Source organism: Sphingopyxis sp. YF1 (genome assembly GCF_022701295.1).
Taxonomy (GTDB): Bacteria; Pseudomonadota; Alphaproteobacteria; order Sphingomonadales; family Sphingomonadaceae; genus Sphingopyxis.
In genome coordinates this window covers 573,363-597,968 of the sequence record NZ_CP033204.1, presented here as the reverse complement: position 1 = coordinate 597,968, position 24,606 = coordinate 573,363, and the positions used below count along the sequence as shown (strand labels likewise).

Here is a 24,606-nt window from a genome sequence, read left to right as displayed (position 1 = left end):
CGGGCCGCGGAAACACAGGAGAGTCGCATGGGCATGCTGGACGGCAAGGTGGTCGCAGTCACGGGCGCGGGACGCGGCGTCGGGCGCGAAATCGCGCTGCTGTGCGCGAAGGAAGGCGCATCGGTCGTGGTCAACGATCTGGGCGGCACGGCCGAAGGCGAAGGCGCCGACCTGTCGCCCGCGCAGGAAACGGTGAACGACATCAAGGCCGCGGGCGGCAAGGCGATGGCGAACGGCGCCAGCGTCGCCGACCCCAAGGGTGCGGCGAGCATCATCGAGGATGCGGTGCAGAACTTCGGCCGCATCGACGCGGTGGTCAACAATGCCGGCATCCTGCGCGATCGCATCTGGCACAAGATGAGCCATGAGGACTGGAACGCGGTGATCGACGTTCACTTGAACGGCTGTTTCAACGTGTCGAAGGCGGCGACCCCCTATTTCCGCGACCAGGGTTCGGGCAGCTTCATCCACTTCACCTCGACCAGCGGGCTGATCGGCAATTTCGGCCAGGCCAATTATTCGGCCGCGAAGCTGGGCATCGTCGGCCTGTCGCAGTCGATCGCGCTCGACATGGCGCGCGCCGGAGTGCGCTCCAACTGCATCGCGCCCTTCGCGTGGAGCCGCCTGATCGCGACGATCCCCGCGACCAACGAGGCCGAGGCGCTGCGCATCGAGCGCATGAAGACGATGACCGCCGACAAGATCGCGCCGCTGGTCGCCTTCCTCGCGAGCGACGCGTCGCAGGAAGTGTCGAACCAGATCTTCGGCGTGCGCAAGAACGAGATTTTCCTCTTTTCGAAGCCGCGCCCGATCCGGTCGATGCAGAAGAATGAGGGCTGGACGCCGCAGGCGATCGCCGACGAAATGCTCCCCGCTTTCCGCGGCAGCTTCGCCGATCCGGCCGAGCGCTCGGGGGATGTCTTCGGCTATGATCCGATTTAAGATGCCGCAGGGCCGGACATTTTTTAATCGTCATGCTGAACTTGTTTCAGCATCCATGGCCCGACATTTCGACCTCAGGCCATGGACCCTGAAACAAGTTCAGGGTGACGAAGAGGAATGGGCTGATGCCCATTAATCCCGACGCCCTCCTCGCGATGCCGCCGATCGTCACGCGGCAGACCCTCACGCGGCGCGACACGATGCTCTACGCGCTCGGCATCGGGGCGACCGAACTCGACTTTCTGTTCGAGGAACGGCTGAAAGCGCTGCCGACGATGGCGGTGACGCTGGGTTATCCGGGCTTCATCTGGCGCGACCCCGCGCTCGGCGCCACCTGGCAGAAGGTGCTGCACGGCGAACAGTCGACGATCCTGCACACGGTCCTGCCAACCGAGGGAGAGATCATAGGATCGACGCGGATCGAGGCGCTGTTCGACAAGGGCGCCGACAAGGGCGCGCTGGCGCTGGTGACGCGCGAGATCCACGACGGCGCCGGCACGCATCTCGCGACCTCGCGCGCGGTGACTTTCCTGCGCGGCGACGGCGGTTTCGGCGGATCGAGCGAGGGTGCGCCGGTGCCGCATGCCCTGCCCGACCGCGCGCCCGACGACGTCGTGACACTGGCGACCGCAGCGAACCAGGCACAGATCTATCGCCTGTCGGGCGACCTCAACCCGCTCCACATCGACCCGGCGGTTGCGACGGGCGCGGGTTTCGACGGCCCGATCCTGCACGGACTCGCGACCTATGGCGTGATCGGCCGGGCATTGCTCGCCGCGCGCTGTGCGAACGAGCCCGCGCGGTTGAAGCGGCTCGATGGGCGCTTCTCCTCGCCGGTCTACCCCGGCGAGACGATCGAGACCTCGATCTGGGACGAGGAAGGTGGCAAGCTCGCCTTCCGCGCCCGCGTCGTCGAGCGCGACAAGATCATCTTCACCAACGGTTATGCGGAGACGGCATGAGCGATTTCGGAATCCTGTCGTTCGGCGCCTATGTGCCGATCACCCGGCTGCAGCGCAGCGCGATCCATGCGACCAACGGCTGGTTCGCGGGCGGACTGCGCGGACTGGCCAAGGGCGAGAAGGCGGTCGCCAACTGGGACGAGGACAGCGTCACCATGGCGGTGGAAGCCGCACGCGATGCATTGGACGGCATCGACCGCGCGACCGTGCAGCGCGTCGTCATCGCCTCGACCACCCTGCCCTTTGCCGACCGCCAGAATGCCGGCATCGTCAAGGAAGCGCTGAACCTGCCCGACGCGGTTGGCGCGCTCGACATCGCCGGATCGCAGCGCGCGGCGACGTCGGCGTTGCTCGCGGCGCTCGGCGGCGGCGACACGACGTTGGTCACGGCGGCGGAGATCACCACGCCCAAACCCGCGTCCGAGCGCGAGATGACGAGCGGCGACGCCGCCGCGGCGGTGCTCGTCGGCGCCGGCACGCCGATCGCGACGCTCGCCGCGAGCCACAGCGTGACGGTCGATTTCGTCGACCATTTCCGCGAGGCGGGCGAAGCGCATGATTATGACTGGGAAGCGCGCTGGGTCCGCGACGAGGGTTTCGCGCGGATCATGACCCCGGCGATCGCGGCGCTGCTCAAGAAAGCCGGCGTCGACGCTGCGGCGATCGACCATTTCCTCGTCCCCGTCGCGGTCAAGGGTGTGCCCGAGATGCTCGCGAAGAAGGCGGGTATCGGCGAGGGCGCGGTCGCCGACACGCTGGCTGCGAACCTCGGCCATGCCGGCGCGGCGCATGCGCTGGTGATGCTGGCGGCGGCGCTCGAAAAGGCAAAGGCCGGCGAGCGCATCCTGCTCGCGAGCTTCGGGCAGGGCTGCGACCTGCTGCTGTTCGAGGTCACCGGCGCCATCGGATCGGTGAAGCCGCGGCTCGGCGTGTCGGGCTGGCTCGCGCGGCGGATCGAATCGACCAACTACGCCAAATATCTCTTCCACCGCGGGCTCTTGCCGCTCGACCGCGGGATGCGCGCCGAGCATGACAGCAAGACGGCGCTCACCGCGCTGTGGCGCAACCGCAAGGCGGTGTTGGGCCTCGTCGGCGGGCGCTGTACCAAGACCGGCACGGTGCAATTCCCGAAGAGCGAGGTCAGCGTCAACGCCAACGACCATGCGGTCGGCACGCAGGAGGATTATCCGCTCGCCGAGGTGCCCGCGAAGGTGATGACCTGGACCGCCGACGCGCTCACCTATTCGCCCGATCCGCCGAGCTATTATGGCAATATCGACTTTGTCGGCGGCGGGCGCATGATGACCGAGTTCACCGATTTTGCGGCGGGCGCGCTCGACGTCGGCGCCGATCTGCGCATGATGTTCCGCATCAAGGCGTATGACGAGAATCGCGGGTTCAGGCGGTATTTTTGGAAAGCCGCGCCGGCTTTCTGATCTTTCCTTCTCCCGCCGGGAGAAGGACACGGAGCCTTGCCGCGAAGCGGCCAGGCGCAGTTGGATGAGGGTTTCGGCGGTTCTTGTTCCGCCAGCGGCGATCCCCTCACCCAGCTTCAGCTAGGCAGCAAGCTGCCAAGCTTTCGCAACCCTCTCCCGACGGGAGAGGGAAAGAAGTGGAGACGAGACGATGGCCAAGGGTATCCGCGACAAGGTCGCCATTTTGGGCATGGGCTGTGCCAGGTTCGGCGAGCGCTGGGACAAGGACGAGGACCAGCTGATGCTCGAGGCCTATGAGGAGGCGATGGCCGACGCCGGGATCGAGGCGAGCCAGATCGACGCCGCCTGGCTGGGCGCTGCGTTCGACGCGCAGAATATCGGGCCGAGCGGCATCCCGCTCGCGGTCGCGCTGCGCCTGCCCGATATCGGCGTCACCAAGGTCGAAAATTATTGCGCGAGCGGCACCGAAAGCTTTCGCGGCGCGGTCTATGCCGTCGCATCGGGCGCGTGCGACATCGCGCTCGCGATGGGCGCCGAAAAATTGAAGGACACCGGCTATGGCGGTCTGCCCGTCCGCACCCGCGGCACGACGCACGACATGGTCGGCATCACCGGATCGGCGCCGGGCAATTTCGCGCAGCTCGCGAGCGCCTATCGCGGCGTCCATGGTGTCGGCGCCGACGACCTCAAGCGCGCGATGGCGCATGTTTCGGTCAAGAGCCACGCCAATGGCGCGAAGAACCCCAAGGCACACCTCCAGAAGGCGGTGACGATGGAGCAGGTGCTGAACGCGCCGATGATCGCCGAGCCGCTCGGGCTGTTCGACTGCTGCGGGGTCAGCGACGGCGCCGCCTGCGCGATCGTCACCACGCCCGAAATCGCGCGCGCGCTCGGCAAGACCGACATCGTGACGGTCAAGGCGCTGCAACTCGCGACGTCGAACGGCTGGGAAATGCAGGCGCAGGGATGGAACGGCAGCTATTTCCACACCACCCGCGTCGCCGCGACGCGCGCCTATGACGAGGCGGGGATCACCGACCCGCGCGCGCAATTGAGCCTGATCGAGGTCCACGACTGTTTCTCGGTCACCGAGCTGGTGACGATGGAAGACCTCCACATCTCGAAGGAAGGCGAAGGCTGGCGCGACGTGCTCGACGGCTTCTACGACGCCGACGGGTCGATCCCGTGCCAGATCGACGGCGGATTGAAATGCTTCGGCCACCCGATCGGCGCGTCGGGGCTGCGCATGATCTATGAGAATTACCTCCAGATTCTCGGCCGCGCGGGCGAGCGGCAGCGGCAGGACAGTCCGGTCTTTGCGCTGAGCCACAATCTGGGCGGCATGCCGAACCAGAATGTGTCGTCGATCGCGATCATCGGGCGCGCGGATGCGTGAATTGACATATCGTCGTCCCAGCGAACGCTGGGACCGCTACCGGCATCGCGCAACATCTCTTGCGACCCCAGCTTTCGCTGGGGTGACGGGGTAGCGCATGTATAATTTCCTCCCCAACCTGTCGGTCATCGAGGCCTCGTCCTTCGTCGCGTCGCCGACCGCGGGCCTCTATCTCGCGCAGATGGGCGCCGAGGTGATCCGCGTCGACCAGATCGGCGGCGGGCCCGATTTCCGGCGCTGGCCGGTGACCGAAAACAACGACTCGCTCTATTGGGAGAATCTCAACCGCGCGAAGAAGTCGGTCGCGCTCGACCTCGGCCGGCCCGAGGGACGCGAGTTGCTCCAGCAGCTGGTGCGCGCGACGGGTCAGTTCGTCACCAACTTCCCGGTCGGCGGCTTCCTGTCGCACGCGGTGCTGGCAGAGGGCCGTCCCGACCTGATCACGGTGCGCGTGATGGGCTGGGCCGACGGGTCGCCGGCGCTCGACTATACGGTGAACAACGCGGTCGGTTATCCGATGCTGACCGGCGCGGGACCCGAACCGGTCAACCATGTGCTGCCCGCATGGGACCTGCTGACCGGCGCCTATGCCGCCTTTGCGCTGATGGCGGCGATCCAGCGGCGCGGCGCGACCGGCGAAGGCGGTGAGGTACGGCTGCCGCTTTCCGATATCGCGATCGGCACCGTCGCCAATCTCGGCGGCATCGCCGAGGTGATGTACGGCGGCGCGAACCGCCCGCGGCTCGGCAATGCGGTCTATGGCCTGTTCGGGCGCGACTTCGTGACGCGCGACGGCGAGCGGACGATGATCGTCGTGGTGACCCCGCGGCAATGGGCGAACCTGATCGCGGCGCTCGGGCTGGGCGAGGCGATCGCGAGCATCGAGGCGGCGCGCGGCGTCTCCTTCGCGAAGGACGACGGGCTGCGCTTCGAGCATCGGGATGCGCTCTATCCCTTGTTCGAGGCGGCGATCGCGGCGCGCGATCATGCCGACCTTGCCGCTGCCTTCGACGCGGGCGGGATCGTCCATTCGCCCTATCGCACGATGCTCGACGCGGCGCAGGACCCCGAACTGGTGGCGAACAATCCGATCTTCGGCGCGGTGGAAAACCCCAGCGGCTTTGCCTATCCCGCCGCGGGGGCCTTTGCGACCGTGCCGCAGCTCGATCGCCAGGCGCCCCGCCCCGCCCCGCGCAACGGCCAGCATACCGAAGAGGTGCTGGCCGAGCGACTTTCGCTATCGTCGGGCGAGATCGCCCGCCTGATCGACGCCGGCATCGCCGGAACTGGAGACAAGACATGACCCTTCGCCGCGCCGCCATCGTCGCCCCCATCCGCACCCCCGTCGGCAAGTTCGGCGGCGCGCTGTCGAGCCTGACCGCGGGCGACCTCGGCGCCGTGATCCTGAAAGCGCTGATCGAGCGCACCAAGATCGACCCCGCGCGCGTCGACGACGTCGTCTTTTCGCAGGGCTATGGCAATGGCGAGGCCCCGTGCATCGGCCACTGGTCGTGGCTCGCCGCGGGCCTGCCGATCGAGGTGCCGGGTTACCAGCTCGACCGCCGCTGCGGATCGGGGCTGCAGGCGATCGTCAACGCCGCGATGATGGTGCAGACGGGCATGTCCGACGTCGTCGTCGCGGGCGGGGTCGAATCGATGTCGAACGTCGAGCATTACAGCACCGACATCCGCAAGGGCGTGCGCGCGGGGAACCTCACGCTCCACGACCGGCTGACACGCGGGCGCGTGATGTCGCAGCCGGTCGAGCGTTTCGGCGTCATCACCGGCATGATCGAGACCGCCGAAAATCTGGCCAAGGATTATGATATCAGTCGCGAGGCGTGCGACGCCTATGCCGTGCGCAGCCACCAGAACGCCGCGGCGGCGTGGGCGAAGGGGCTGTTCGCCGATGAGCTGGTGCCGGTCACGGTACCGCAACGGAAGGGCGACCCGGTCGTCTTCGACCATGACGAGGGCTATCGCGCCGACGCCACGATCGAGAGCCTCGGCAAGCTGCGCCCGCTCGAGGGCGGTGTGGTCACCGCGGGCAATGCGAGCCAGCAGAATGACGCCGCGGCGGCTTGTTTGGTGGTCGCCGAGGACAAGCTCGACGAACTCGGCCTCACCCCCATCGCCTGGTATCACAGCTCGGCGGCGGCGGGCTGCGACCCGAGCCGCATGGGCATCGGCCCGGTTCCGGCGGTCGAGCGGCTGTTCGCGCGCAACGGCCTCGGCTGGGGCGACATCGACCTCGTCGAACTCAACGAGGCGTTTGCGCCGCAGGTGCTCGCCTGCCTCAAGGGCTGGGGCTGGTCGGACGACGACAGCCGCATGGCCATGCTCAACGTCAACGGATCGGGCATCTCGCTCGGCCACCCGATCGGCGCGACCGGCGGGCGTATCCTCGCCAATCTGACGCGCGAGCTGCAACGACGCGGCGGGCGCTATGGGCTGGAAACCATGTGCATCGGCGGCGGCCAGGGCATCGCCGCGATCTTCGAGGCCGCGTGATGCAGGATTATTCGGACATCCGCGAAGAAGTCGCCAAGCTCTGCGCGCAATATCCCGGCCCCTATTGGCAGGCGAAGGACAAGGTGCGCGAATATCCGAGCGAGTTCGTCGCCGCGCTCGGCGAAGCGGGCTATCTCGCGGCGCTGATCCCCGAGGAATATGGCGGCGCGGGCCTGCCGCTCTCCGCCGCCGCCGCGATCCTCGAGGAGATCCAGCGGCAGGGCTGCAACGGCGGCGCGGTGCACGCGCAAATGTATGTGATGGGCACCGTCCTGCGCCACGGGTCGGAGGAGCAGAAGGCTCGCTACCTGCCCAAGGTCGCGACCGGCGAGCTGCGCCTCCAGGCATTCGGCGTCACCGAACCGACGAGCGGCACCGACACGCTGAGCCTGAAGACCGTCGCCAAGCGAGACGGCGACCATTATGTCGTCAACGGCCAGAAACTCTGGACCAGCCGCGCCGAGCATAGCGACCTGATGATCCTGCTGGCGCGCACCACCCCGCGCGAAGAGGCGGCGAGCCGTACCGAAGGGCTGTCGGTGTTCCTCGTCGACATGAAGGAAGCGCTCGCCGCAGGCACGCTGTCGATCCGCCCGATCGACACGATGATGAACCATGCGACGACCGAAATCTTCTTCGACAATATGCGCATCCCCGCCGCGAACCTGATCGGCGAGGAGGGCAAGGGTTTCCGCTACATCTTGTCGGGCATGAACGCCGAGCGGCTGCTGATCGCCGCCGAATGCATCGGCGATGCGAAATGGTTCATCGAAAAGGCCAGCTCCTACGCGAAGGAACGCGTCCTCTTCGGCCGCCCGATCGGCCAGAACCAGGGCGTGCAATTCCCGATCGCGCGCGCCTATGCCCAGATGCGCGCCGCCGAACTGCTCGTCCACGACGGCATCGCCAAATATGAGGCGGGCGAGAATGCGGGGGCCGAGGCCAATATGGCCAAGATGCTTGCCGCCGAGGCAAGCTGGGCGGCGGGCGAGGCGTGCATCCAGACGCACGGCGGTTTCGGCTTCGCCGCCGAATATGACATCGAACGCAAGTTCCGCGAAACGCGCCTCTATCAGGTCGCGCCGATCAGCACGAACATGATCCTGTCCTATGTCGCGGAGCATGTGCTGGGAATGCCGCGGAGCTATTGAGGGGAGCGCCGCCCAAAGGGTTGCTTCGGGGTGGGGGGCGGACGTTTGCTCTCAGTTTGTGCCCCGGCGAAAGCCGGGGCCCAGGGCGTTAGAAAGTCAGCGTTGCGTAGTTCCGCTCTGGGCCCCGGCTTTCGCCGGGGCACGGCAAGGACCGGTCGTTGGCGGTCATTCTATCCAGCGACAGCGACTAGCGACAGAAATGGGGTGGGAAGCTGTCACTAGCGATCCTCCCTGTGGCCGTAGGCCATGGGGAGGGGGACCGCCGCCGCAGGCGGTGGTGGAGGGGCCGCGAGGTCGCGTCTTTCGCCCCTCCGTCAGCGCTTCGCGCTGCCACCTCCCCATGGCTTCGCCACAGGGAGGAAATCTGCCCGCTACCGGTCGTTTTCAGACGATGAAGGCGATGCCGTATTTCGGTCGCTCGCCGACGCCCGGTCCCGACGCAAAGAAGGGCGGGTGCCCATCGGACACCCGCCCTTCCCTTGCGACCCGGAAAGGCTCCCGGGGGATTCGACGCGTCTATCCGCCGACCGTCACGCGGCCGGTGCGATAGCCTTTCTTGCGCATTTCCTTGACATAATCCTTGTCGGCGTCGGTCACTTCGACGGTCCATTCGTCCCATGCGTCCCAGCGATCCTCGCGGTCGGTGGCGTGGCGCAGGTCGCTGACCAGTTCCTTTTCCGCCTCGAGGATGTCGGCTTTGTAATTGTACCAATATTGGTTGTAGACGCCCGCGATCGGCTTCGCGCGGACCGGCGGCGGGTCGAAGCCCGGGGGCATCGAGCCATAGGGGACCGCGGCGAAAGCCCCGGCGGGAAGCGCCAGAACAACAGCGAGGGTGGTCCACTTTTTCATCGTCCATCTCCTGATTGACACGCCCCGTTGCCGGGGGCCGGGACAAGAACGAGCCAGCGCGGCGATTTCTTCGCGGCTCGGCGGAGATTCAGAACGTCTGGCGGTGGAATCCACCCCATCAGTCCAGAAGCACGGTCCCGAGCGCCTGCAAGACAGTCGAAGGGACGCTTTTCGGACAGGCGCCCTTCGACAGGCTCAGGGCTGCGGGTTGATGGTCAACCGGGGTGTGCTTCGTCCCCCACCGACGAGCGCAGCAGCCCGCGAAACACCTCCTGTGCGTCGCGCTTGCCCTGCGTCACGTCGTAGACGTCCTGTGCGATCGGCATCGCGAGCCCGTGCTTTTCGGCGAGCGCGATCACCGTCGGGGCGCTTTTCACCCCTTCGGCGACCATGTTCATGCCCGCGATGATCTCGTCGATCTTGCGCCCCTTGCCGAGTTCGACCCCGACATGGCGGTTGCGCGACAGCGGGCTGGTGCAGGTCGCGATCAGGTCGCCCATGCCGGTCAGCCCGGCAAAGGTTTCGGGGCGGCCGCCCATCGCCACCCCCAGCCGCGTGATTTCGGCAAGGCCGCGGGTCATCAGCGCCGAGCGCGTATTGTCCCCCGCCCCGAGCCCGTCGCCCATGCCGACCGCGATCGCTATGATATTCTTGAGCACCCCGCCGAGTTCGCAGCCGAGCAGGTCGGTGTTGGTGTAGACGCGGAAGAGGCCCGAGTGGAACACCGGCTGGAGCGCACGCACGACGATCTCGTCCGCCATCGACAGCACGCTCGCCGCGGCCTGTCCGGTCATGATCTCGCGCGCGAGGTTCGGGCCGGTAAGCACGCCGACGGGGTGCCCGGGCAGCACCTCCTCGATCAGTTCGGTCATGCGTTTGCCCGATGCGAGTTCGAGCCCCTTGGTCAGGCTGATCACCGGCACCCACGGGCGCAGATGCGCCCTCGCTTCCTCAAGCACGCCGCGAAAGCTGTGCGAGGGCACCCCCATGACGAGCACGTCGGCGCCCGCCACCGCCTCCGCCATGTCGCCCGTCGCGCGGAGCGCCGAGGGCAGCCGGATGCCCGGCAGATATTTGCGGTTTTCGCGCGACGCGTTGATGTCCTCGACGGTCTCGGCATCGCGTGCCCAGAGCGTGATCGGCGCGTTGCGCGACACCACCGAGGCGACCGTCGTTCCCCAACTGCCCCCGCCGAGCAGCCCCACCTTCAACCGCATGAACCTCTCCCGTGTTTTGCGGGAGAGTGGCGCGGGAATGGGTGGTTGGCAAGGTCACGATCCTCCCTGTGGCGCAGCCATGGGGAGGATCAGTGCTGACCGAGAAAGCCCTTCATCACCGCGGCGGTCGCTTTCGGGTCCTCGACCATCGGGACGTGGCCGAGATGTTCGAAGATGTGCGATCGAGCGTCCGCGATGCCCGCTTCGAGCACGGGGACGCAGCTGACGTCGAGCAGCCGGTCGTGGCGGCCCCAGATGATCAGCGTCGGCGCGCTGACCTCGCCGAGCCGGTCGTTGAGCGGATGGTCGCGCCCCTCGGTCGCGATGATCCAGAAGATATGGTCGAGCTGGTCGCGATATCTGAGCGCGTCGCCGTAGAGTGCGGGTTTCAGCCGCGCGGGGATGAAGGGCGGTCTGTGCACGACCATCGCCACCAGCCGGTCGGCATCCTCGAGGTTCGCCAGCACCAGCGGGTTGTAATCCTCGTTCGCCGCCTGTTTCTGAAGGTCGCTTTCGTTGGCGCCATTGACCCCGGCGTTGTTGAGCAAGGTCAGGCTGGCGAGGGCATCGGGGTAGTCGAGCGCATAGCGCAGCGCGATCCAGCCGCCCATGCTGTTGCCGGCGAGGTGCGGACGTTGCAGCCCCAGCGCGTCGGCGAAGGCCTTGAGCCGCGCGGTCTGCGCGGCGATGTCGTAGGCGAGCGCGGGGTTGCGCTCATTCTCGCCGAAGCCCGGAAGATCGGGCGCGATGACATGATAGTCGCGCGTCAGATACGGCGCGATCATCGACCAGTTGTCCTTGTCGCCCGCGAAACCGTGGACGAGCAGCAGCAGCGGCTTCGCCGGATCGCCGCCCTCGAGATAGGGCCAGACACGGCCGTCGACGGTGACGCTCTTCTGCACCATGCCGCCGCGCTTGCGTAAGCCCCAGCGCCCGAAGGCGACGAGGCGGCCGGGGAAGAGGAAATAGAGCAGCGCGAGCGCGATCAGCGGCGCGACGAGCAGGATGAGAAGGAATTTCATGACTTAAAACTGTCCTCTCAATCCGTTCGTATCGAGCGAAGTCGAGGCACGCTGAGAGGTCGAGGTGTCTCGACTTCGCTCGACACGAACGGGATTTGGGGTTGGCCTATTGCCGGGCAACATGCGCATCGAACCAGCCGATCAGATCGCCCTGCACCGCATCCTGTTCGGGTTCGTTGTAGATTTCGTGGAACAGGCCGGGATAGATCAGGAGCCTCTTGTCGGCCGAGGCGACATGGTCGAACAGATAGCGCGAGCCGTCGGCCGCGGCGAGGCTGTCGGCTTCGCCGTGCTGGAGCAGGATCGGCAGGCGGATCGCCGGCGCCCCGGCCTGCGCCGCCGCCATCGCGTCCATGAATTCCTTGCCGAGCCGCGCGCCGATCTTGCCCGTGTAGACGAGCGGATCGGCCAGATAGGCGGCGACCACCGCGGGATCGCGGCTGACCCCGTTCGCGTCGAGCGCGAGCACGCCGAGCCGCGGGAAGAAGCGCGACAGGAAGCGGCTGATCCAGACGGTGAAACGCGACGGCGGCGCGGCGGGGACGATCGCCGGCCCCGACAGCGCCGCGGCGGCGAAGGCATCCTGCCGCGCGATCAGGAACAGGGTCGCGATCAGTCCGCCCATGCTGTGGCCGAGCAGCAGCCGCGGCACCCCCGGATGGTTGATCTCGACGAGCGCGAGCAGTTCGGCCATGCCGTCGGTGAAGGCCGAAAAACGCGGCACGAACCCCGGCGTGCCGTCGGAGCGGCCGTGGCCCCAATGGTCGATCGCATAGACCGCATAGCCGGCATCGGTCAGCCGCCGGGCGACATGGGCGTAACGCCCCGCATGTTCGGCATAGCCGTGCGCGAGCAGCACGACCGCTTTCGGCGATCCTGCCGGAAGCCAGCGGGTGGTGTGGAGCCGGGCCCCCGCGCCGGCCGAGCCGGCGGGCAGGATCACTGCACCGTTTGCCATATCAAATCCCCACCGTTCGTGCTGAGCTTGTCGAAGGGCCGTTCTTTCTTTCAACGTCGCCGAAAGAAGGACGGTGGGAGACCTGCGGTCGCCTCCGGCCCGACAAGCTCAGCACGAACGGAACAGAAGGTCGTTCGAAGCCTTGGCGCATGGCGCTATCGCACCGCTTTCTTGAGCGCGGCGCTGCGGTGGCCAGGGCCGTCGTCGCCCGCCTTGTCGATCCGGGCGAGAAGCCCCTCGAGCGCGCGGCTGATCGCGGTCTGGGTGCGCACCATTTCGACCTTGGGCCACGCGGTGCGCTGGCCGGTGTCGATCAGCTCGTCGATATCCTCCTGCGCCAGGTCCGACAAGATCTTGGTCGGCGACCAGAATTTGGGCGGGCGGATGATGTTGATGTCGCCGGTATATTCCTGGTTGATCACCGACCGCGCCAGATTGGCGACGCTGTTGAGCGGCGGGATCATCTCGAGCGGTTTCTGGAAGATCACCATATTGGCGTTGAGCCACGCCTTGAAGGTGGTCATCGACGCGTGCTGAATGGCCTCGATCGGCGCCATCTGCTTGCGCGTGTCGGTCGCGAAGGGCAGCGCGAGCGGGTTCGCCTGGCTGACGATGTGATGGTTGACGCCATAGAGGCGTTCGAGCCGCTTGGTCGGGATGTCGTGCGTCACCGACCCGTCGACCCAGCGCCGGTCGGGCTGGTAGGGAACGCGCCGGCCGTCGTCGTCGCGCGCCATCAGCATCACCGGCGGGAACACGCCGGGCACCGCGCACGACGCCGCCACCGCCTCGCGGATCAGCACATTGGGCGCGGTGATCGCATTGAGCAGGCGGCCGTTCTGGTGTTTTTCGGCGGGCGCGACCGACACGTTGAGGTGGCGTCCCGACAGCTCATAGGCCTCCTGGAAGGTCAGGTCGGGGATGAGTTCGGCAAGCCGGTCGGCGACGTCGGCGGCCGCGAGGCGGCGATAGTCGCGTTCGACCGCCGGATTGGCGAGCTTGCGCTTGTCGAGATAGGCGCCGATGTCGCGGTCGGCGCGCGTGCACACCATCGCCGCGACGATCGACCCGCCGCTGGCGCCCGAGAGGATCGCGGGCAGAACCCCCTCTTCCCACAAAGCCTTGACCACCCCGACATGGAAGAAGAGGAAGCTGCCCGACCCCGACAGCAGCAGCGCCGAGCGGCCGTAGCAATGCTGCGCACGGCGGAAGAAATCGCGCTTTTCCTCGCGCCCGATGCTGCGCGCCGCCGCGATCCTGTCGAGCGCGGCGACGACTTCGGCGACATAGGCCTCGATCAGGATCTTGGTGCCGAAGCGCGCCTTCTGGTACAGCCGTTCGTGCCCCATGCCGTCGATATTGCCGTGGATGCCCTCGTTGAGCACGAAGAGCAGCCCCTTGACGTCACCCGCCGCCGACAGCTTGCGCAGCCGTTCGAGCCGGGCGCGGATCGCCTTATAGTCGAAATGCTTGCTTTCGTCGGCGTCGCGCCACGCCTGCATGCCCGATTTGCGATCATGCTCGCGCGCCGCCTTGGACCAGGCGGCATAGTCGGGCGCGGTCACGAGATCGCGGTCGGCGCTGAGCGTCGGGGTGAAAAGCATCTAGTCGTCCTGCATCGTTTCATTTTCAGCGATTCTTGCGGGTTGCGTTGTCTTTGGCAACTGTTTTGACGTGAAGCTTTCCACCCTCGCCATCCCGGACTTGGTCGGCGCCTATCGCGTTCGCATCCGTATTGCGTCATTGCGAGCGAAGCGAAGCAATCTCCAGCCATCGCCCTGCCTTGCCGATGGCTGGAGATTGCTTCGTCGCTCCGCTCCTCGCAATGACGATAAAGGGGCGACGGATGCCGAGGGGTTGAGCGCCAACTTGTTTCAGGGTCCATGATTCGGGCGTTGCGGGAATGGAACCCGGATCAAGTCCGGGATGACGAAGAAGAGGGCTTCTTCTTGCCCTTTGCCGTCGCTTTTGACTTTGCTGCAGGCCTTACTGCCGGTTTTGGGGCAGTTTTGGGCTTCGCCTTGGTCTTCGGCGCAGTCTTGGGTCCGGCCTTTGGCTTTGCCGTAGCGGTTTTCGGCGGCTCGGGGGGCGTTTCGGGCTTGGGCTCGGCCGCCATCAGATCGGCGAAACTGTCGTCGATGCATTGCCGGAAAAAGGCGATGTCGGGCATGATCGCGCGTTCGCAGATGATCGAAAAGGCGATGCGGCCGTTGTAGCTGGGGGTCGCGACGAACAGCCCCATATTGTTCGCGAGCGGCGCCATGCCATATTGCTGAACGAGCTGGGCCCCCGCCAGATAGAGCGGCACCTGCGCCCCCGGCACGTTCGAGATGAAGAGGTTGGTGCCGCGCACCGCGAAGCGTTCGCTGGTGAGCAGCCGCGCCACCGCCGCCATCGTCGCGCCGGGGATATGCTGCGACAGGTCGGTCATGATGCGCGCGCTGACCCCCGCCTTGGCTTCCTTCGCCTCGACCGTATAGTCGCGGATCGCCGCGAGGCGTTCGAGCGGCCCCGCGATGTCGGTGCGCACCGGCACGCTCATCGCCGACACCTGATTGCCGGGGGTCGCCGCCTTCCCGCCCTTGCCGCGCAGATTGATCGGGGCGACCGCGACGAGGCTCTCTTTCGGCAGTTCCTTGTGCTTCGCGAGATATTTGCGCAGCGCGCCGCCGACCGTCGTCAGCACGACGTCGTTGACCGTCGCGCCGGGCACCTTCTTGCGGATCGCCGCAACGTCGGTGAGCGCGACGGTCGTGCCGTCGAACATCTTGTGCGGGCCGACGGGGACGTTGAAGCGCGTTTCGGGGACCCCCGCGGTCATCCCGCCCTCGCTGAGCATCGACTTGCGCGCCGCGCTCATCAGCGCGGGCGAAATCTTGAGCAGCGCGTTCATGAACTTGACCGGCGACTGCATCGAGGCCGACCAGGCGCGCGTCGCGACCTCGGCGCTCGACGGCGCGCGGCCCAGCTCCTCGGCGGGCGGCGGTTCGGGAATCGCCGGCGTGCCCCGGGCGTCGATGTCGCTCATCGCGATGAAGGCATGCGCGCCCGACGCGCCGTCGACCGCGGCGTGGTGGACGCGGTGGAGCATCGCGAAGCTGCCGGGCGGAATGCCGGGGATACGGTCGAGCCCCTCGATGACGTAGATGTCCCAGAGCGGCCGGTTCATGTCCATCGGCTTCGAGAACCAGCGCGCCACCGCGATGCAGAATTGCCGCCAGTCGCCGGGCTCGGGCAGCCGCGCGTGGCTCATGTGCGCCTCGATGTCGAAATGCTCGTCCTCGACCCAATAGGGGTGGTCCATGTCGAGCGGCAGGCGGTGGAGCCGGCGCTTGAACAAAGGCGAGGTGTCGACGCGGCTTTCGACGTGGCGGATGATGTCCTTGAACCGCACGAAGCCGCCCGGCGCGGTCGACGGGTCGTAGATATAGACCCCCATGATGTGCGTCAGATTGTTCGCGGTCTGGGTGTAGAGGAACTGGGCGTCCTGCGCGCTGAGCTGTTTAAGCATCTGATCCTCCATCCTTCACCTGATACCGTCATCCCGGCGAAGGCCGGGATCTCACCGTGGCAATGATACGCAAGGGCGAGATCGTATTGGGAGTCACGTGCCTCCCAACACCCTTCGCCGGGATGACGGAAGAGGGAGCGGGCGCGTCAGACATCGCCCGCCACCGGCAACCGGTCGGCGAGCGCCAGCGTCGACAGGCGCATCGCCTCCATGACGTTGGCGAGCCCGCGCAATTCCATCAGCAGCGCGCGGCGCGCGGCGAGGATATCGGGGGTCGCGGGGTCGGCGAGGCCCATGTGGCGCATCAGCGACAGGCCGTTTTCGAAGAGCAGTTTCCCGATCGCCGCCTCGCTGCTGATCCGGCGCAGCAGCCAGGCCTGGCGCCCCTCGACCAGCGCGCTGTCGAGCAGGGCCTTCGGATCGACCGCGTCGCCGGGTTTTGCGCGCGCGAGCAGGTCGGCGACGACCGAATAGGCTTCGGCGAAGGGCAGCAGGATCGCGTGGCCGACCACCGGCTGGCAGCGACGGAGGAGCTGCGCGACGCCGCGGTCGCCGCTGGCGAGGCGGCGGTCCCACACCGGGTCGATGCGCGCCAGCTCGGCCTCGATCGCCGCACGATGCTCGTCGCGCGGCGGATAGAAGAATTCGAATTTGAACAGGTCGCGGAGGCGATCGACCTTGGCCCAGAAGGCGGCGGTCGCGTCGCCGCTGTCGGCGTCGCGCAGTTCGAACAGCGCGAGCTCGATCATCGCGCGATCGAGGAAATGATGCGCGATGATGTTGCGGTAGTAGCTCGCCATCGGGTGATGCGCGGGTTCGATCGAATAGATGATCTCGCTGCCCGCCGTGTAGCGCGTGAGCAGCCCGCTCGCGACGAGCGTGTCGACCGTGGCCGCGAAGGCCGCGTCGTCGCCGCTTTCGAGGTCCTTGCTGAGCCGGATGCCGCGCACGCGCGCCCAGTCGGTCACCGCGCCGATCGCCGCGAGCAGTTCGGCGGCGGTGGCGCCGCGCGGCGCGAGGCCGAGCAGGATCAGGCACATCACCGAGGTGACGGTGAGCGGGGTGACGCGGTTCGCCTCGACCGCGACGGCAAAGGCGATCCGTTCGAGCGCGCGCCGGTCGTCGGGCGCCGGCGCGCGCTCGATCACCACCGGATCGCCGATGTCGAGCCGGATGCGGCCCGAGGGTTGCTTGAGGCTTTTCATATAGCCGAGAAACCAGCTCAGGCTTTCGGGTTTCTTGGTGCGGCCGGTCTGTTCGGCGGCATATTCCTCGACATCGCGGATCAGGTCGAAGCTGGTCACGAAGGGCACGAAATGCACGTCCTGCGTCCCCGTCGCATGCGCGGCGTCGAGGACATATTTCATCAGGCCATATTTGGGCGGCATCAGCTTGCCGAGCCGCGAGCGCGTCCCTTCGAACGCCCAGCTCAGCGGAAACCGCTTGGCGAGCAGCCAGGCGATATAGTGGCGCAGCACGAGCTTGTAGACCGGCTGGTCCTGGAAGCTGCGGCGGATGAAGATCATGCCCGAGCGGCGGAAGAAAGTGCCCATCACCGCGAAGTCGAGGTTGGCGCCGCCGAAGCTGTGCAGCATCGGCAGATCGTTTTCATAGGCGAGGCGGCTGGGCGTGGCGCCGTCGATATAGGTCTTGTGGGTGAAGAGGATCGCGGTGGGATGTTCGCGCAGGATCGAGCGAAGTCTGGCGAGTTCGGCCGCATCGACCTCCATGTCGGGCGCATAGCCGCCGAACATCATGCGATCGAGCCGCGCGCGCAGGTCGAGGAAGAGCGCGCTGGGGGTCGCGATGACCTCCTTCATCAGCGGCCGCGCCTCGCGGTAGAGATCGGCGACCGGGCGGCCGAGCGTCGCGGCGAGATCGGCGAGCGCGGCGCGGAATTTGGGGCTGGTGCGCAGGCCGTCGGCGACAAAGCGCGGCACCTTGTACCGCGTCCCGCGGATGCCGCGTTCGGCAACATCGAGCGCGAGCGCCGCCTGCCGCGCGACGAAACCGGCAAATTCGGGGCTGTCGGTCCCCTCGCCGTCGCCGCCACCGGTCTGCGCGCAAAAACGCGTGCGCAGCGCGTCGAGCGAAGCCGCCTCGCCGACCAGGATCTGCGCGCGCCGCCGGTCGCGCAGCAGGATCAGCCGCGACCGGAGCGGCCCCGGGTTGCGCGGATCGCCGAAGACGAGATGGCGGAACTTGAGCGCGCGGCCCTTGTCGAAACCGGGGATGCGCCACGCGACGCGCAGCGGCACAACCTGCCGCGACGGCGACCCGTCGAGCCGCGCCTGCAGCGCCTCGACCGGCAGCGCATGGTCGCCGTCCTCGATGTCGAGGCTGGTCCATTCGGGGGCGCCATCGCCGCCGAGAGCGCCCGCGGTCGCGTGGACCCAGTCGAGCAGGAGCCGCCGTTCGACCCCGTTGCGCGCGTCGATGATATAGAGCCGGTCGGCCGCCTGCTCCGCGAGGATCGGGGTGCGGGGCGTACCGTCGGCCACCGTCTAGCCGGTCTTTCCCTTGCGCGTCGCCGGCTTCCTGGCCGGCGCCGCTTTCTTCGCGGCGGGCTTTTTGGGCGCCGCCCTGGCCGCCGCGGCTTTCGTCCCCGGCTCGGATGTCGCGGCGGGTGCGGCCGCGTCTTCCTCCTGCCCCAGCGTGCGCAGGAACATGTTGCGGACGTCGCGGACGTGCGCGTTCATCGTCTTCGCGCTCCATTTCGACGTGTCGACCGGCGGCAGCACGGTGACGCGCACCGTCGCGGGGCGCATCACGAACTCGTTCTTGGGCGCGACGTCGGTGGCATTGTGGATCACGATCGGGACGATCGGGACGCCGGCCTGCATCGCGAGGTGAAAGGCGCCCTTCTTGAAGGGTTCGAGCTTCGGGGTCAGGCTGCGCGTGCCCTCGGGCGCGATGCAGATCGACTTGCCGTCCTTTTGGATCGCATCGACCAAGGGCTCCATCGCCTTGATCGCGCTCTTGCCGTCGGCGCGGTCGACGAAGACCGTGCCGCCCCACTCCATCAGCTTGCCGAGGACGGGGATGTCCTTGATTTCCTTCTTGCCCACCCCGCCCATGTCGCGGCGGATGAGCTTGGCGAGGATCATCACGTCGGCCTTGCTCTGGTGGTTGAAGATGAAGACGCAGGGGCGCGACGACCAGAGGTGGCGCTCGTCCTCGACCTCGAGCTCGACGCCGGTGATCGCGGTCGCGAAATCGCCGAACAGCCCCATCGAGAAATTGACCGCCTCGCGCTGCGAGCGGGTGAGCGCCCAGATCGGGAGGCCGGCGGCGAAGGCGCCGACGAGCGAGCCGGTCGCGTAGATGGTGCGGGTATAGTCGATCCACGACGGCGTACCGCGGCTCGCGAAACGCTGCACCGGCCAGTTCCGCTCGTCGGCGATCGCCTTCAGTTTCATGTTCGGATTGAGCGGGCGCGGATGGCCGACGCGTTCGAGCAGTTCGATATCGTCGTCGCTGTCGGAATAGAAAAAGCTGTTGTCGAGATCGAGGCCATACTCCTCCGCCAGTTCCTCGGCCGCGAGCACCTTGCCCTCGCCGAAGCAGAGCGGGCGGACGATCTCGCCGGTGAAAACCCCATCCTCGATCTCGTAGGCCGAGCATTTGATGTCGGCGATGCCGAGGTCGCGCGCGGTCGGTTCGATCTGGTAGATCGTCGCCGAGGAGATGATCGCGACGCGGTGACCCTTCGCCTGATGCGCCTCGATGATCGCGCGCGTTTCGGGATAGATCTTGCGCGCGATATGCTTTTTGTAGAGCTCCTCGCCGAACTGGGTGAAGCTCTCTTCCTCGACCCCCTTCATGAATTTGGCGGCGGCGGACATCAGCCCCGAAAAACCGATGCTGCCGAGGCTGTGCTGCGCGAGGACCTGCGCGGTCTCCGCAATCTCCTCGACCGACATTTCGCGGCGCTGGAATTTTTCGCGCAGCATCGCGGTCGCCGAATAGCCCGAAATGATCGTGCCGTCGAAATCGAACAATGCTGCGATATGCGGCCCCGGCTCCGACGCCAGGACTTCTTCCAAATGCGGTTGCGGTCTCGGCACGCATCCTCCCCACCAGCGGCTTCGAATACCGCCTTGTCCCTGTACGATGGCAGGTAAGATGGGGTTAATCAATGGGCCGAAAGCGCGGCTTGCTTCTCGTTTGGTCGTCCCGGCGAAGGCCGGGTTTTCTCCCGAGCCTCCATTCGCACCGGCGGAATCCGGCCTTCGCCACGATGACCCTCAGGGTTTGAGCGCAGCGGCCTCTCTGGCGAGGGCTTCAATCTTCACTGGGTCGAGCGGCCCCGGCGGCACCACCCAGCTGCCGCCGACGCACAATACCGGCCCCAGTGCGAGCCATTCGGGCGCGGTCGCGGCGGTGATGCCGCCGGTCGGGCAGAAGTTGACCCCGCCGAAGGGCCCCGCCAGCGCCTTGAGCGCGGCCACGCCGCCGCTGGTCGACGCGGGGAAGAATTTGAAGCTGTCGAGCCCGATATCGAGCCCGGTCATGATGTTCGACGCGTTGGCGACCCCCGGCAGGAAGGGGATGCCCGCGCTGACCGCGGCTTCGCCGAGGCTGTCGGTCAGGCCGGGCGAGACGATGAATTCGGCGCCCGCCTTCAGCGCGTCGCCCAGCAGGCGCTGGTTGAGCACGGTGCCCGCGCCGACGACGGCGCCGCTGACCTGTTTCATCGCCTTCATCGCATCGAGCGCCGCGGGGGTGCGCAGCGTCACTTCGAGCACGGGCAGCCCGCCCGCGACGAGCGCCTCGGCCATCGGCACCGCATCCTCGACGCGGTCGATGACGATCACCGGGATGACCGGCGCGAGGCGCATGATCTGTTCGATACCTGAATCCGACATTTTCTACTCCGTTCGCCCTGAGCTTGTCGAAGGGCTGTTCTTTCTTTGACCCGTTGAAAAGGAAGAGCGGTCCTTCGACAAGCTCAGGACAAACGGGCTTTGGATTTAGATGACCGTTTCCATCGCCGCGAGCATCGCCGAACCGCCCTTTTCGGCTTCGTCGGCGTGGTGACGGAACAGTGCGAAGAGTTCGCGGCCGACGCCGAGCGCGGGCGGCGGCGGCGCGGCGGGGCTGCGGGCCGACCAGATCACCGGATCGACCAGCGCCAGCACCTCGCCCTTCACCGCACAGACGCGGACGACGTCGCCGTCGGCAAGCAGGGCGAGCGGGCCGCTCACCCCGTCCGCGCCGGGCAGCGCCTCGGGCGACAGGTGGATCACCGCGGGCACCTTGCCGCTGGCGCCCGACATGCGGCCGTCGGTGAGCAGCGCGACGCGGAAGCCGCGGTCCTGGAGCACGCCGAGCGCGGGGGTGAGCTTGTGGAGTTCGGGCATGCCGTTGGCGCGCGGCCCCTGAAAGCGCACGACGACGATCACGTCGCGTTCGAGTTCGCCCGCCTTGAAGGCAGCGAGCACCTGGTCCTGGTCGTCGAAGATCCGGCACGGCGCCTCGATCGTCCAGCGATCCTCGGCGACCGCGCTGGTCTTGATGATCGCGCGGCCGAGATTGCCCGCGAGCAGCCGCATGCCGCCGTCGGGCGAGAAGGGCGCCGCGACGGGGCGCAGCATCGTGTCGTCGCGCGAGAATTCGGGGGCGGGCCGCCATGCGAGCGACGTGATCCCCGGCGAAAGCCGGGATCCATCGTCGGACGTTGCAACCGGGCCCCGGCTTTCGCCGGGGATCACATCTTCAAGGACCGGCTCATAGCCATAATCGGCCATCGTCCCGCCGACGGTGAGTATGTCCCCGTGAAGCAGCCCGGCCGCGAGCAGTTCGCGCACGACGAAACCGATGCCGCCGGCAGCGTGGAAGTGGTTCACGTCGCCCGCGCCGTTCGGATAGACGCGCGCGAGCAGCGGCACGACGTGGCTCAGTTCGTCGAAGTCCTGCCAGTCGATGACGATCCCCGCCGCGCGCGCAATCGCGGGCAGGTGGATCGCATGGTTGGTCGAACCGCCGGTCGCGAGCAGGCCGATGCACGCGTTGACGATCGCCTTTTCGTCGATGCAGCGCGCCAGCGGGCGATAATCGTCGCCGTCCCAGCCGATCCGCGCGAGCCGGTGCGTCGCGGCGCGCGTCAATTCCTGGCGGAGCTTCGTACCCGGATTGACGAAGGCGCTGCCGGGGATGTGCAGCCCCATCAGTTCCATCATCATCTGGTTGCTGTTCGCGGTGCCGTAGAAGGTGCAGGTCCCCGCGCCGTGATAGGAAGCGGCCTCGGCCTCGAGCAGCTCGTCGCGGCTCGCCTTGCCTTCCGCATAGAGCTGGCGGACGCGCTGCTTTTCCTTGTTCGCGAGTCCCGAGGGCATCGGCCCGGCGGGAACGAGGATCGTCGGCAGGTGACCGAAACGCAGCGCGCCGATGAGCAGGCCGGGGACGATCTTGTCGCAGATGCCGAGCAGGAGCGCGCCCTCGAACATCGCGTGGCTGAGCGCGATCGCGGTGCCCTGTGCGATAGTGTCGCGGCTGAACAGCGACAGGTCCATGCCCGCCTGCCCCTGCGTCACGCCGTCGCACATCGCGGGCACGCCCCCCGCGACCTGCGCCGTGGCGCCGGCCTCGCGCGCGAACAGCTTGATCTGCTCGGGATAGCGGCCATAGGGTTGATGCGCCGAGAGCATGTCGTTGTAGGCGGTGACGATGCCGATGTTCATCGTCGCGCCGGCGCGGATCGCGGGCTTGTCCTCGCCCGATGCGGCGAAACCGTGCGCGAGATTGCCGCACGACAGGTTGCCGCGATTGGTGCCCGCCGCGCGCTGGCGCTCCATGAGGCCCAGATAGGCGGCGCGGCGCGGCGCGCTGCGGGCGATGATCCGGTCGGTGACGGCGGCGATGGTGGGGTGGAGGTCAGTCATAAATCAAAACCGTTTGTCCTGAGCTTGTCGAAGGACGGTTCTTCCTTGCGACGCCCGAAGGAAAGGACGGCCCTTCGACAGGCTCAGGGCGAGCGGAGTTTTGTTTCGGGATGACTTTTCAATCATGCCAGCTCGCCCCGTCGCGCTCGATCAGCGCAATCGCGCTCGACGGCCCCCAGCTTCCCGCGGTGTAGGTCTGCGATGCCATGTCGACCGCGGCCCAGGCGTCGCGGATCGAGTCGATCCACTGCCACTGCGCCTCGACCTCGTCGCGGCGCACGAACAAAGTCTGGTCGCCCTCGATAAAGTCGAGCAACAGGCGCTCGTAAGCGATGCGGCGGCGCTCGCCGGCGAAGCTGTGCGAGAGCGAGACGTCCATCGTCACCTCCTTGAGCTTCACCCCGTCGCGGTCGAGCCCCGGCTGCTTCGCCATCACCTTGACCCGGATATTCTCTTCGGGCTGGAGGTTGATGATCATGCTGTTCGCATCGAGCCTGCCCGCGCCGACGCCCGCGAAGATATTGTGCGGCACGGGCTTGAACTGGATCAGCACCTCCGACTTGCGCTGCGGCATGCGCTTGCCGGTGCGCAGGTAGAAGGGCACCCCCTTCCAGCGCCAATTGTCGATATGCGCCTTGATCGCGACGAAGGTCTCGGTGTTCGACGGGTGGCCGAGTTCGTCGGCATAGCCCGCGACCGCGGCGCCGTTCACCGCGCCGCTGCCGTACTGGCCCTTGACGCTGTGCGCCTTGATGTCCTCGGCACCGAGCTTGCGCAAGGAGCGCAGCAGCTTGACCTTTTCGTCGCGCACCGCGGTCGCGCTCACGCTCGCGGGCGGCTCCATCGCGATGATCGCGAGCAGCTGGAGCATGTGGTTCTGGACCATGTCCTTCAAGGCGCCGACGCCGTCATAATAGGACACGCGGCCTTCGAGCCCGACGGTCTCGGCGACGGTGATCTGGACATGATCGATCGCCTGCGCGTTCCACAAGGGTTCGAACAGCATGTTGGCGAAGCGCAGCGCGAGCAGGTTCTGGACCGTTTCCTTGCCCAGATAATGGTCGATGCGGAACACATGCTCTTCGGCGAAGGCGTCGCCGACCTCGGCATTGACCTCGCGCGACGAGGCAAGGTCGTGGCCGATCGGCTTTTCCATCGCGATCCGGCATTCGGCGCAAGCGATACCCGCACGCTTGAGCCCCTGCGCGATCGGTCCGAACATCGACGGCGGCGTCGAGAGATAGGCGCCGATCGGGCGGCCGAGCCGGTCGCCGAGCATCGCCGCGAGATCGTCGTACCCCGTGCCGGCCCCGGCATCGACGGGGCAATAGTCGATGCGATCGAGGAAGCGCGCCGTGGCCGCCTCGTCGATCTGGTCGGCCGGAAGATGGTCGGCCAGCGCCCCGCGCACCATCGCGTGGCAGGCAGCGCGGTCCATCTGCGACCGCCCCGAGGCGACGATCGTCAGTTCCGGTGCGAGCAGCCCGTCGAGATGGAGATTGTAGAGCGAGGGAAAAAGCATGCGCTGGGCGAGGTCGCCGGTCGCCCCGAACAGCACCAATGTCTCGACTTTGACGCTCACGACCATCCCCTTGGCTATCCGGGACCAGACGTGGCGGATGACCGGCGCGAATGCAACGCGCATACGTAAGCCGCGGCGCAGGCCGGCCGGCCCGGCGCCGGCATGATGCGGCGGCAAGAGCGCGCGGCGCCGTATCGTGCCGCGGGGAAAGCTGGCAGGCCAATCGCGAGACGGTACCCGCC

At 67.1% G+C, this 24,606-nt stretch carries 18 protein-coding genes; 7 read left to right on the top strand and 11 right to left on the bottom strand.

What is annotated here, in order from left to right:
- Positions 1-33 precede the first annotated feature (33 nt).
- The 7 genes from EAO27_RS02975 to EAO27_RS02945 all read left to right on the top strand — a co-directional run bounded on the left by EAO27_RS02975 (position 34) and on the right by EAO27_RS02945 (position 8,398).
- Positions 34-942 carry an SDR family NAD(P)-dependent oxidoreductase gene (locus EAO27_RS02975; RefSeq protein ID WP_242780412.1) on the top strand — a complete coding sequence of 303 codons (909 nt, stop codon included), beginning with the start codon at positions 34-36 and terminating at the stop codon, positions 940-942.
- A 125-nt stretch (positions 943-1,067) separates the two neighbouring features.
- Positions 1,068-1,904 (top strand): MaoC family dehydratase, encoded by an 837-nt coding sequence (locus EAO27_RS02970; protein WP_242776949.1) that lies wholly within the window; start codon positions 1,068-1,070, stop codon positions 1,902-1,904.
- On the top strand, positions 1,901-3,340 hold the full coding sequence (locus EAO27_RS02965) for a 3-oxoacyl-[acyl-carrier-protein] synthase III C-terminal domain-containing protein (protein WP_242776947.1): 1,440 nt from the start codon (positions 1,901-1,903) through the stop codon (positions 3,338-3,340). The genes EAO27_RS02970 and EAO27_RS02965 overlap by 4 nt, the downstream gene beginning before the upstream one ends.
- Before the next feature lie 190 nt (positions 3,341-3,530).
- A complete protein-coding gene (locus EAO27_RS02960) occupies positions 3,531-4,736 on the top strand; it encodes an acetyl-CoA acetyltransferase (protein WP_242776945.1) in 1,206 nt (401 codons plus the stop codon).
- A 97-nt stretch (positions 4,737-4,833) separates the two neighbouring features.
- On the top strand, positions 4,834-6,039 hold the full coding sequence (locus EAO27_RS02955; protein WP_242776943.1) for a CoA transferase: 1,206 nt from the start codon (positions 4,834-4,836) through the stop codon (positions 6,037-6,039).
- Positions 6,036-7,247: an acetyl-CoA C-acetyltransferase gene (locus EAO27_RS02950; RefSeq protein ID WP_242776941.1), complete on the top strand. Its 1,212-nt coding sequence runs from the start codon at positions 6,036-6,038 to the stop codon at positions 7,245-7,247. Before EAO27_RS02955 ends, EAO27_RS02950 begins: the two co-directional genes overlap by 4 nt.
- Positions 7,247-8,398: an acyl-CoA dehydrogenase family protein gene (locus tag EAO27_RS02945; RefSeq protein ID WP_242780410.1), complete on the top strand. Its 1,152-nt coding sequence runs from the start codon at positions 7,247-7,249 to the stop codon at positions 8,396-8,398. Before EAO27_RS02950 ends, EAO27_RS02945 begins: the two co-directional genes overlap by 1 nt.
- A gap of 516 nt (positions 8,399-8,914) precedes the next feature.
- On the opposite strand, the gene EAO27_RS02940 is transcribed toward EAO27_RS02945, so the two are convergent.
- The 11 genes from EAO27_RS02940 to zwf all read right to left on the bottom strand — a co-directional run bounded on the left by EAO27_RS02940 (position 8,915) and on the right by zwf (position 24,430).
- The gene (locus EAO27_RS02940; RefSeq protein ID WP_242776939.1) at positions 8,915-9,250 is read right to left on the bottom strand and encodes a hypothetical protein; all 336 of its coding nucleotides are present in this window, start codon (positions 9,248-9,250) and stop codon (positions 8,915-8,917) included.
- A 215-nt stretch (positions 9,251-9,465) separates the two neighbouring features.
- The gene (locus EAO27_RS02935) at positions 9,466-10,467 is read right to left on the bottom strand and encodes an NAD(P)H-dependent glycerol-3-phosphate dehydrogenase (protein ID WP_242776937.1); all 1,002 of its coding nucleotides are present in this window, start codon (positions 10,465-10,467) and stop codon (positions 9,466-9,468) included.
- A gap of 89 nt (positions 10,468-10,556) precedes the next feature.
- Positions 10,557-11,489: an alpha/beta fold hydrolase gene (locus EAO27_RS02930; protein ID WP_242776935.1), complete on the bottom strand. Its 933-nt coding sequence runs from the start codon at positions 11,487-11,489 to the stop codon at positions 10,557-10,559.
- Between the two features lie 106 nt (positions 11,490-11,595).
- On the bottom strand, positions 11,596-12,447 hold the full coding sequence (locus tag EAO27_RS02925) for an alpha/beta hydrolase (RefSeq protein WP_242776933.1): 852 nt from the start codon (positions 12,445-12,447) through the stop codon (positions 11,596-11,598).
- Between the two features lie 155 nt (positions 12,448-12,602).
- Complete coding sequence (locus EAO27_RS02920; protein ID WP_242776931.1) at positions 12,603-14,051, bottom strand: DUF3336 domain-containing protein; 1,449 nt, start codon at positions 14,049-14,051, stop codon at positions 12,603-12,605.
- 311 nt (positions 14,052-14,362) lie between these two features.
- Entirely contained in the window at positions 14,363-15,958 is a 1,596-nt protein-coding gene (locus EAO27_RS02915) for a wax ester/triacylglycerol synthase family O-acyltransferase (protein WP_242776929.1), read from the bottom strand.
- Positions 15,959-16,104: 146 nt separating this feature from the next.
- A complete protein-coding gene (locus EAO27_RS02910) occupies positions 16,105-18,459 on the bottom strand; it encodes a glycerol-3-phosphate 1-O-acyltransferase (protein WP_242776927.1) in 2,355 nt (784 codons plus the stop codon).
- A gap of 3 nt (positions 18,460-18,462) precedes the next feature.
- Positions 18,463-19,959 (bottom strand): HAD-IB family hydrolase, encoded by a 1,497-nt coding sequence (locus tag EAO27_RS02905; RefSeq protein ID WP_242776925.1) that lies wholly within the window; start codon positions 19,957-19,959, stop codon positions 18,463-18,465.
- Between the two features lie 246 nt (positions 19,960-20,205).
- The gene (gene eda, locus EAO27_RS02900) at positions 20,206-20,826 is read right to left on the bottom strand and encodes a bifunctional 4-hydroxy-2-oxoglutarate aldolase/2-dehydro-3-deoxy-phosphogluconate aldolase (protein WP_242776923.1); all 621 of its coding nucleotides are present in this window, start codon (positions 20,824-20,826) and stop codon (positions 20,206-20,208) included.
- A gap of 105 nt (positions 20,827-20,931) precedes the next feature.
- Complete coding sequence (edd, locus tag EAO27_RS02895) at positions 20,932-22,842, bottom strand: phosphogluconate dehydratase (protein ID WP_242776922.1); 1,911 nt, start codon at positions 22,840-22,842, stop codon at positions 20,932-20,934.
- A gap of 118 nt (positions 22,843-22,960) precedes the next feature.
- The gene (gene zwf / locus EAO27_RS02890; RefSeq protein WP_242776921.1) at positions 22,961-24,430 is read right to left on the bottom strand and encodes a glucose-6-phosphate dehydrogenase; all 1,470 of its coding nucleotides are present in this window, start codon (positions 24,428-24,430) and stop codon (positions 22,961-22,963) included.
- Between the last annotated feature and the right edge of the window lie 176 nt (positions 24,431-24,606).

Coding starts and splice junctions, on each gene's coding strand:
- EAO27_RS02975 (WP_242780412.1), top strand. CDS start 34: ATGCTGGACGGCAAGGTGGTCGCAGTCACGGGCGCGGGACGCGGCGTC.
- EAO27_RS02970 (WP_242776949.1), top strand. CDS start 1,068: ATGCCCATTAATCCCGACGCCCTCCTCGCGATGCCGCCGATCGTCACG.
- EAO27_RS02965 (WP_242776947.1), top strand. CDS start 1,901: ATGAGCGATTTCGGAATCCTGTCGTTCGGCGCCTATGTGCCGATCACC.
- EAO27_RS02960 (WP_242776945.1), top strand. CDS start 3,531: ATGGCCAAGGGTATCCGCGACAAGGTCGCCATTTTGGGCATGGGCTGT.
- EAO27_RS02955 (WP_242776943.1), top strand. CDS start 4,834: ATGTATAATTTCCTCCCCAACCTGTCGGTCATCGAGGCCTCGTCCTTC.
- EAO27_RS02950 (WP_242776941.1), top strand. CDS start 6,036: ATGACCCTTCGCCGCGCCGCCATCGTCGCCCCCATCCGCACCCCCGTC.
- EAO27_RS02945 (WP_242780410.1), top strand. CDS start 7,247: ATGCAGGATTATTCGGACATCCGCGAAGAAGTCGCCAAGCTCTGCGCG.
- EAO27_RS02940 (WP_242776939.1), bottom strand. CDS start 9,250: ATGAAAAAGTGGACCACCCTCGCTGTTGTTCTGGCGCTTCCCGCCGGG.
- EAO27_RS02935 (WP_242776937.1), bottom strand. CDS start 10,467: ATGCGGTTGAAGGTGGGGCTGCTCGGCGGGGGCAGTTGGGGAACGACG.
- EAO27_RS02930 (WP_242776935.1), bottom strand. CDS start 11,489: ATGAAATTCCTTCTCATCCTGCTCGTCGCGCCGCTGATCGCGCTCGCG.
- EAO27_RS02925 (WP_242776933.1), bottom strand. CDS start 12,447: ATGGCAAACGGTGCAGTGATCCTGCCCGCCGGCTCGGCCGGCGCGGGG.
- EAO27_RS02920 (WP_242776931.1), bottom strand. CDS start 14,051: ATGCTTTTCACCCCGACGCTCAGCGCCGACCGCGATCTCGTGACCGCG.
- EAO27_RS02915 (WP_242776929.1), bottom strand. CDS start 15,958: ATGCTTAAACAGCTCAGCGCGCAGGACGCCCAGTTCCTCTACACCCAG.
- eda (WP_242776923.1), bottom strand. CDS start 20,826: ATGTCGGATTCAGGTATCGAACAGATCATGCGCCTCGCGCCGGTCATC.
- edd (WP_242776922.1), bottom strand. CDS start 22,842: ATGACTGACCTCCACCCCACCATCGCCGCCGTCACCGACCGGATCATC.
- zwf (WP_242776921.1), bottom strand. CDS start 24,430: ATGGTCGTGAGCGTCAAAGTCGAGACATTGGTGCTGTTCGGGGCGACC.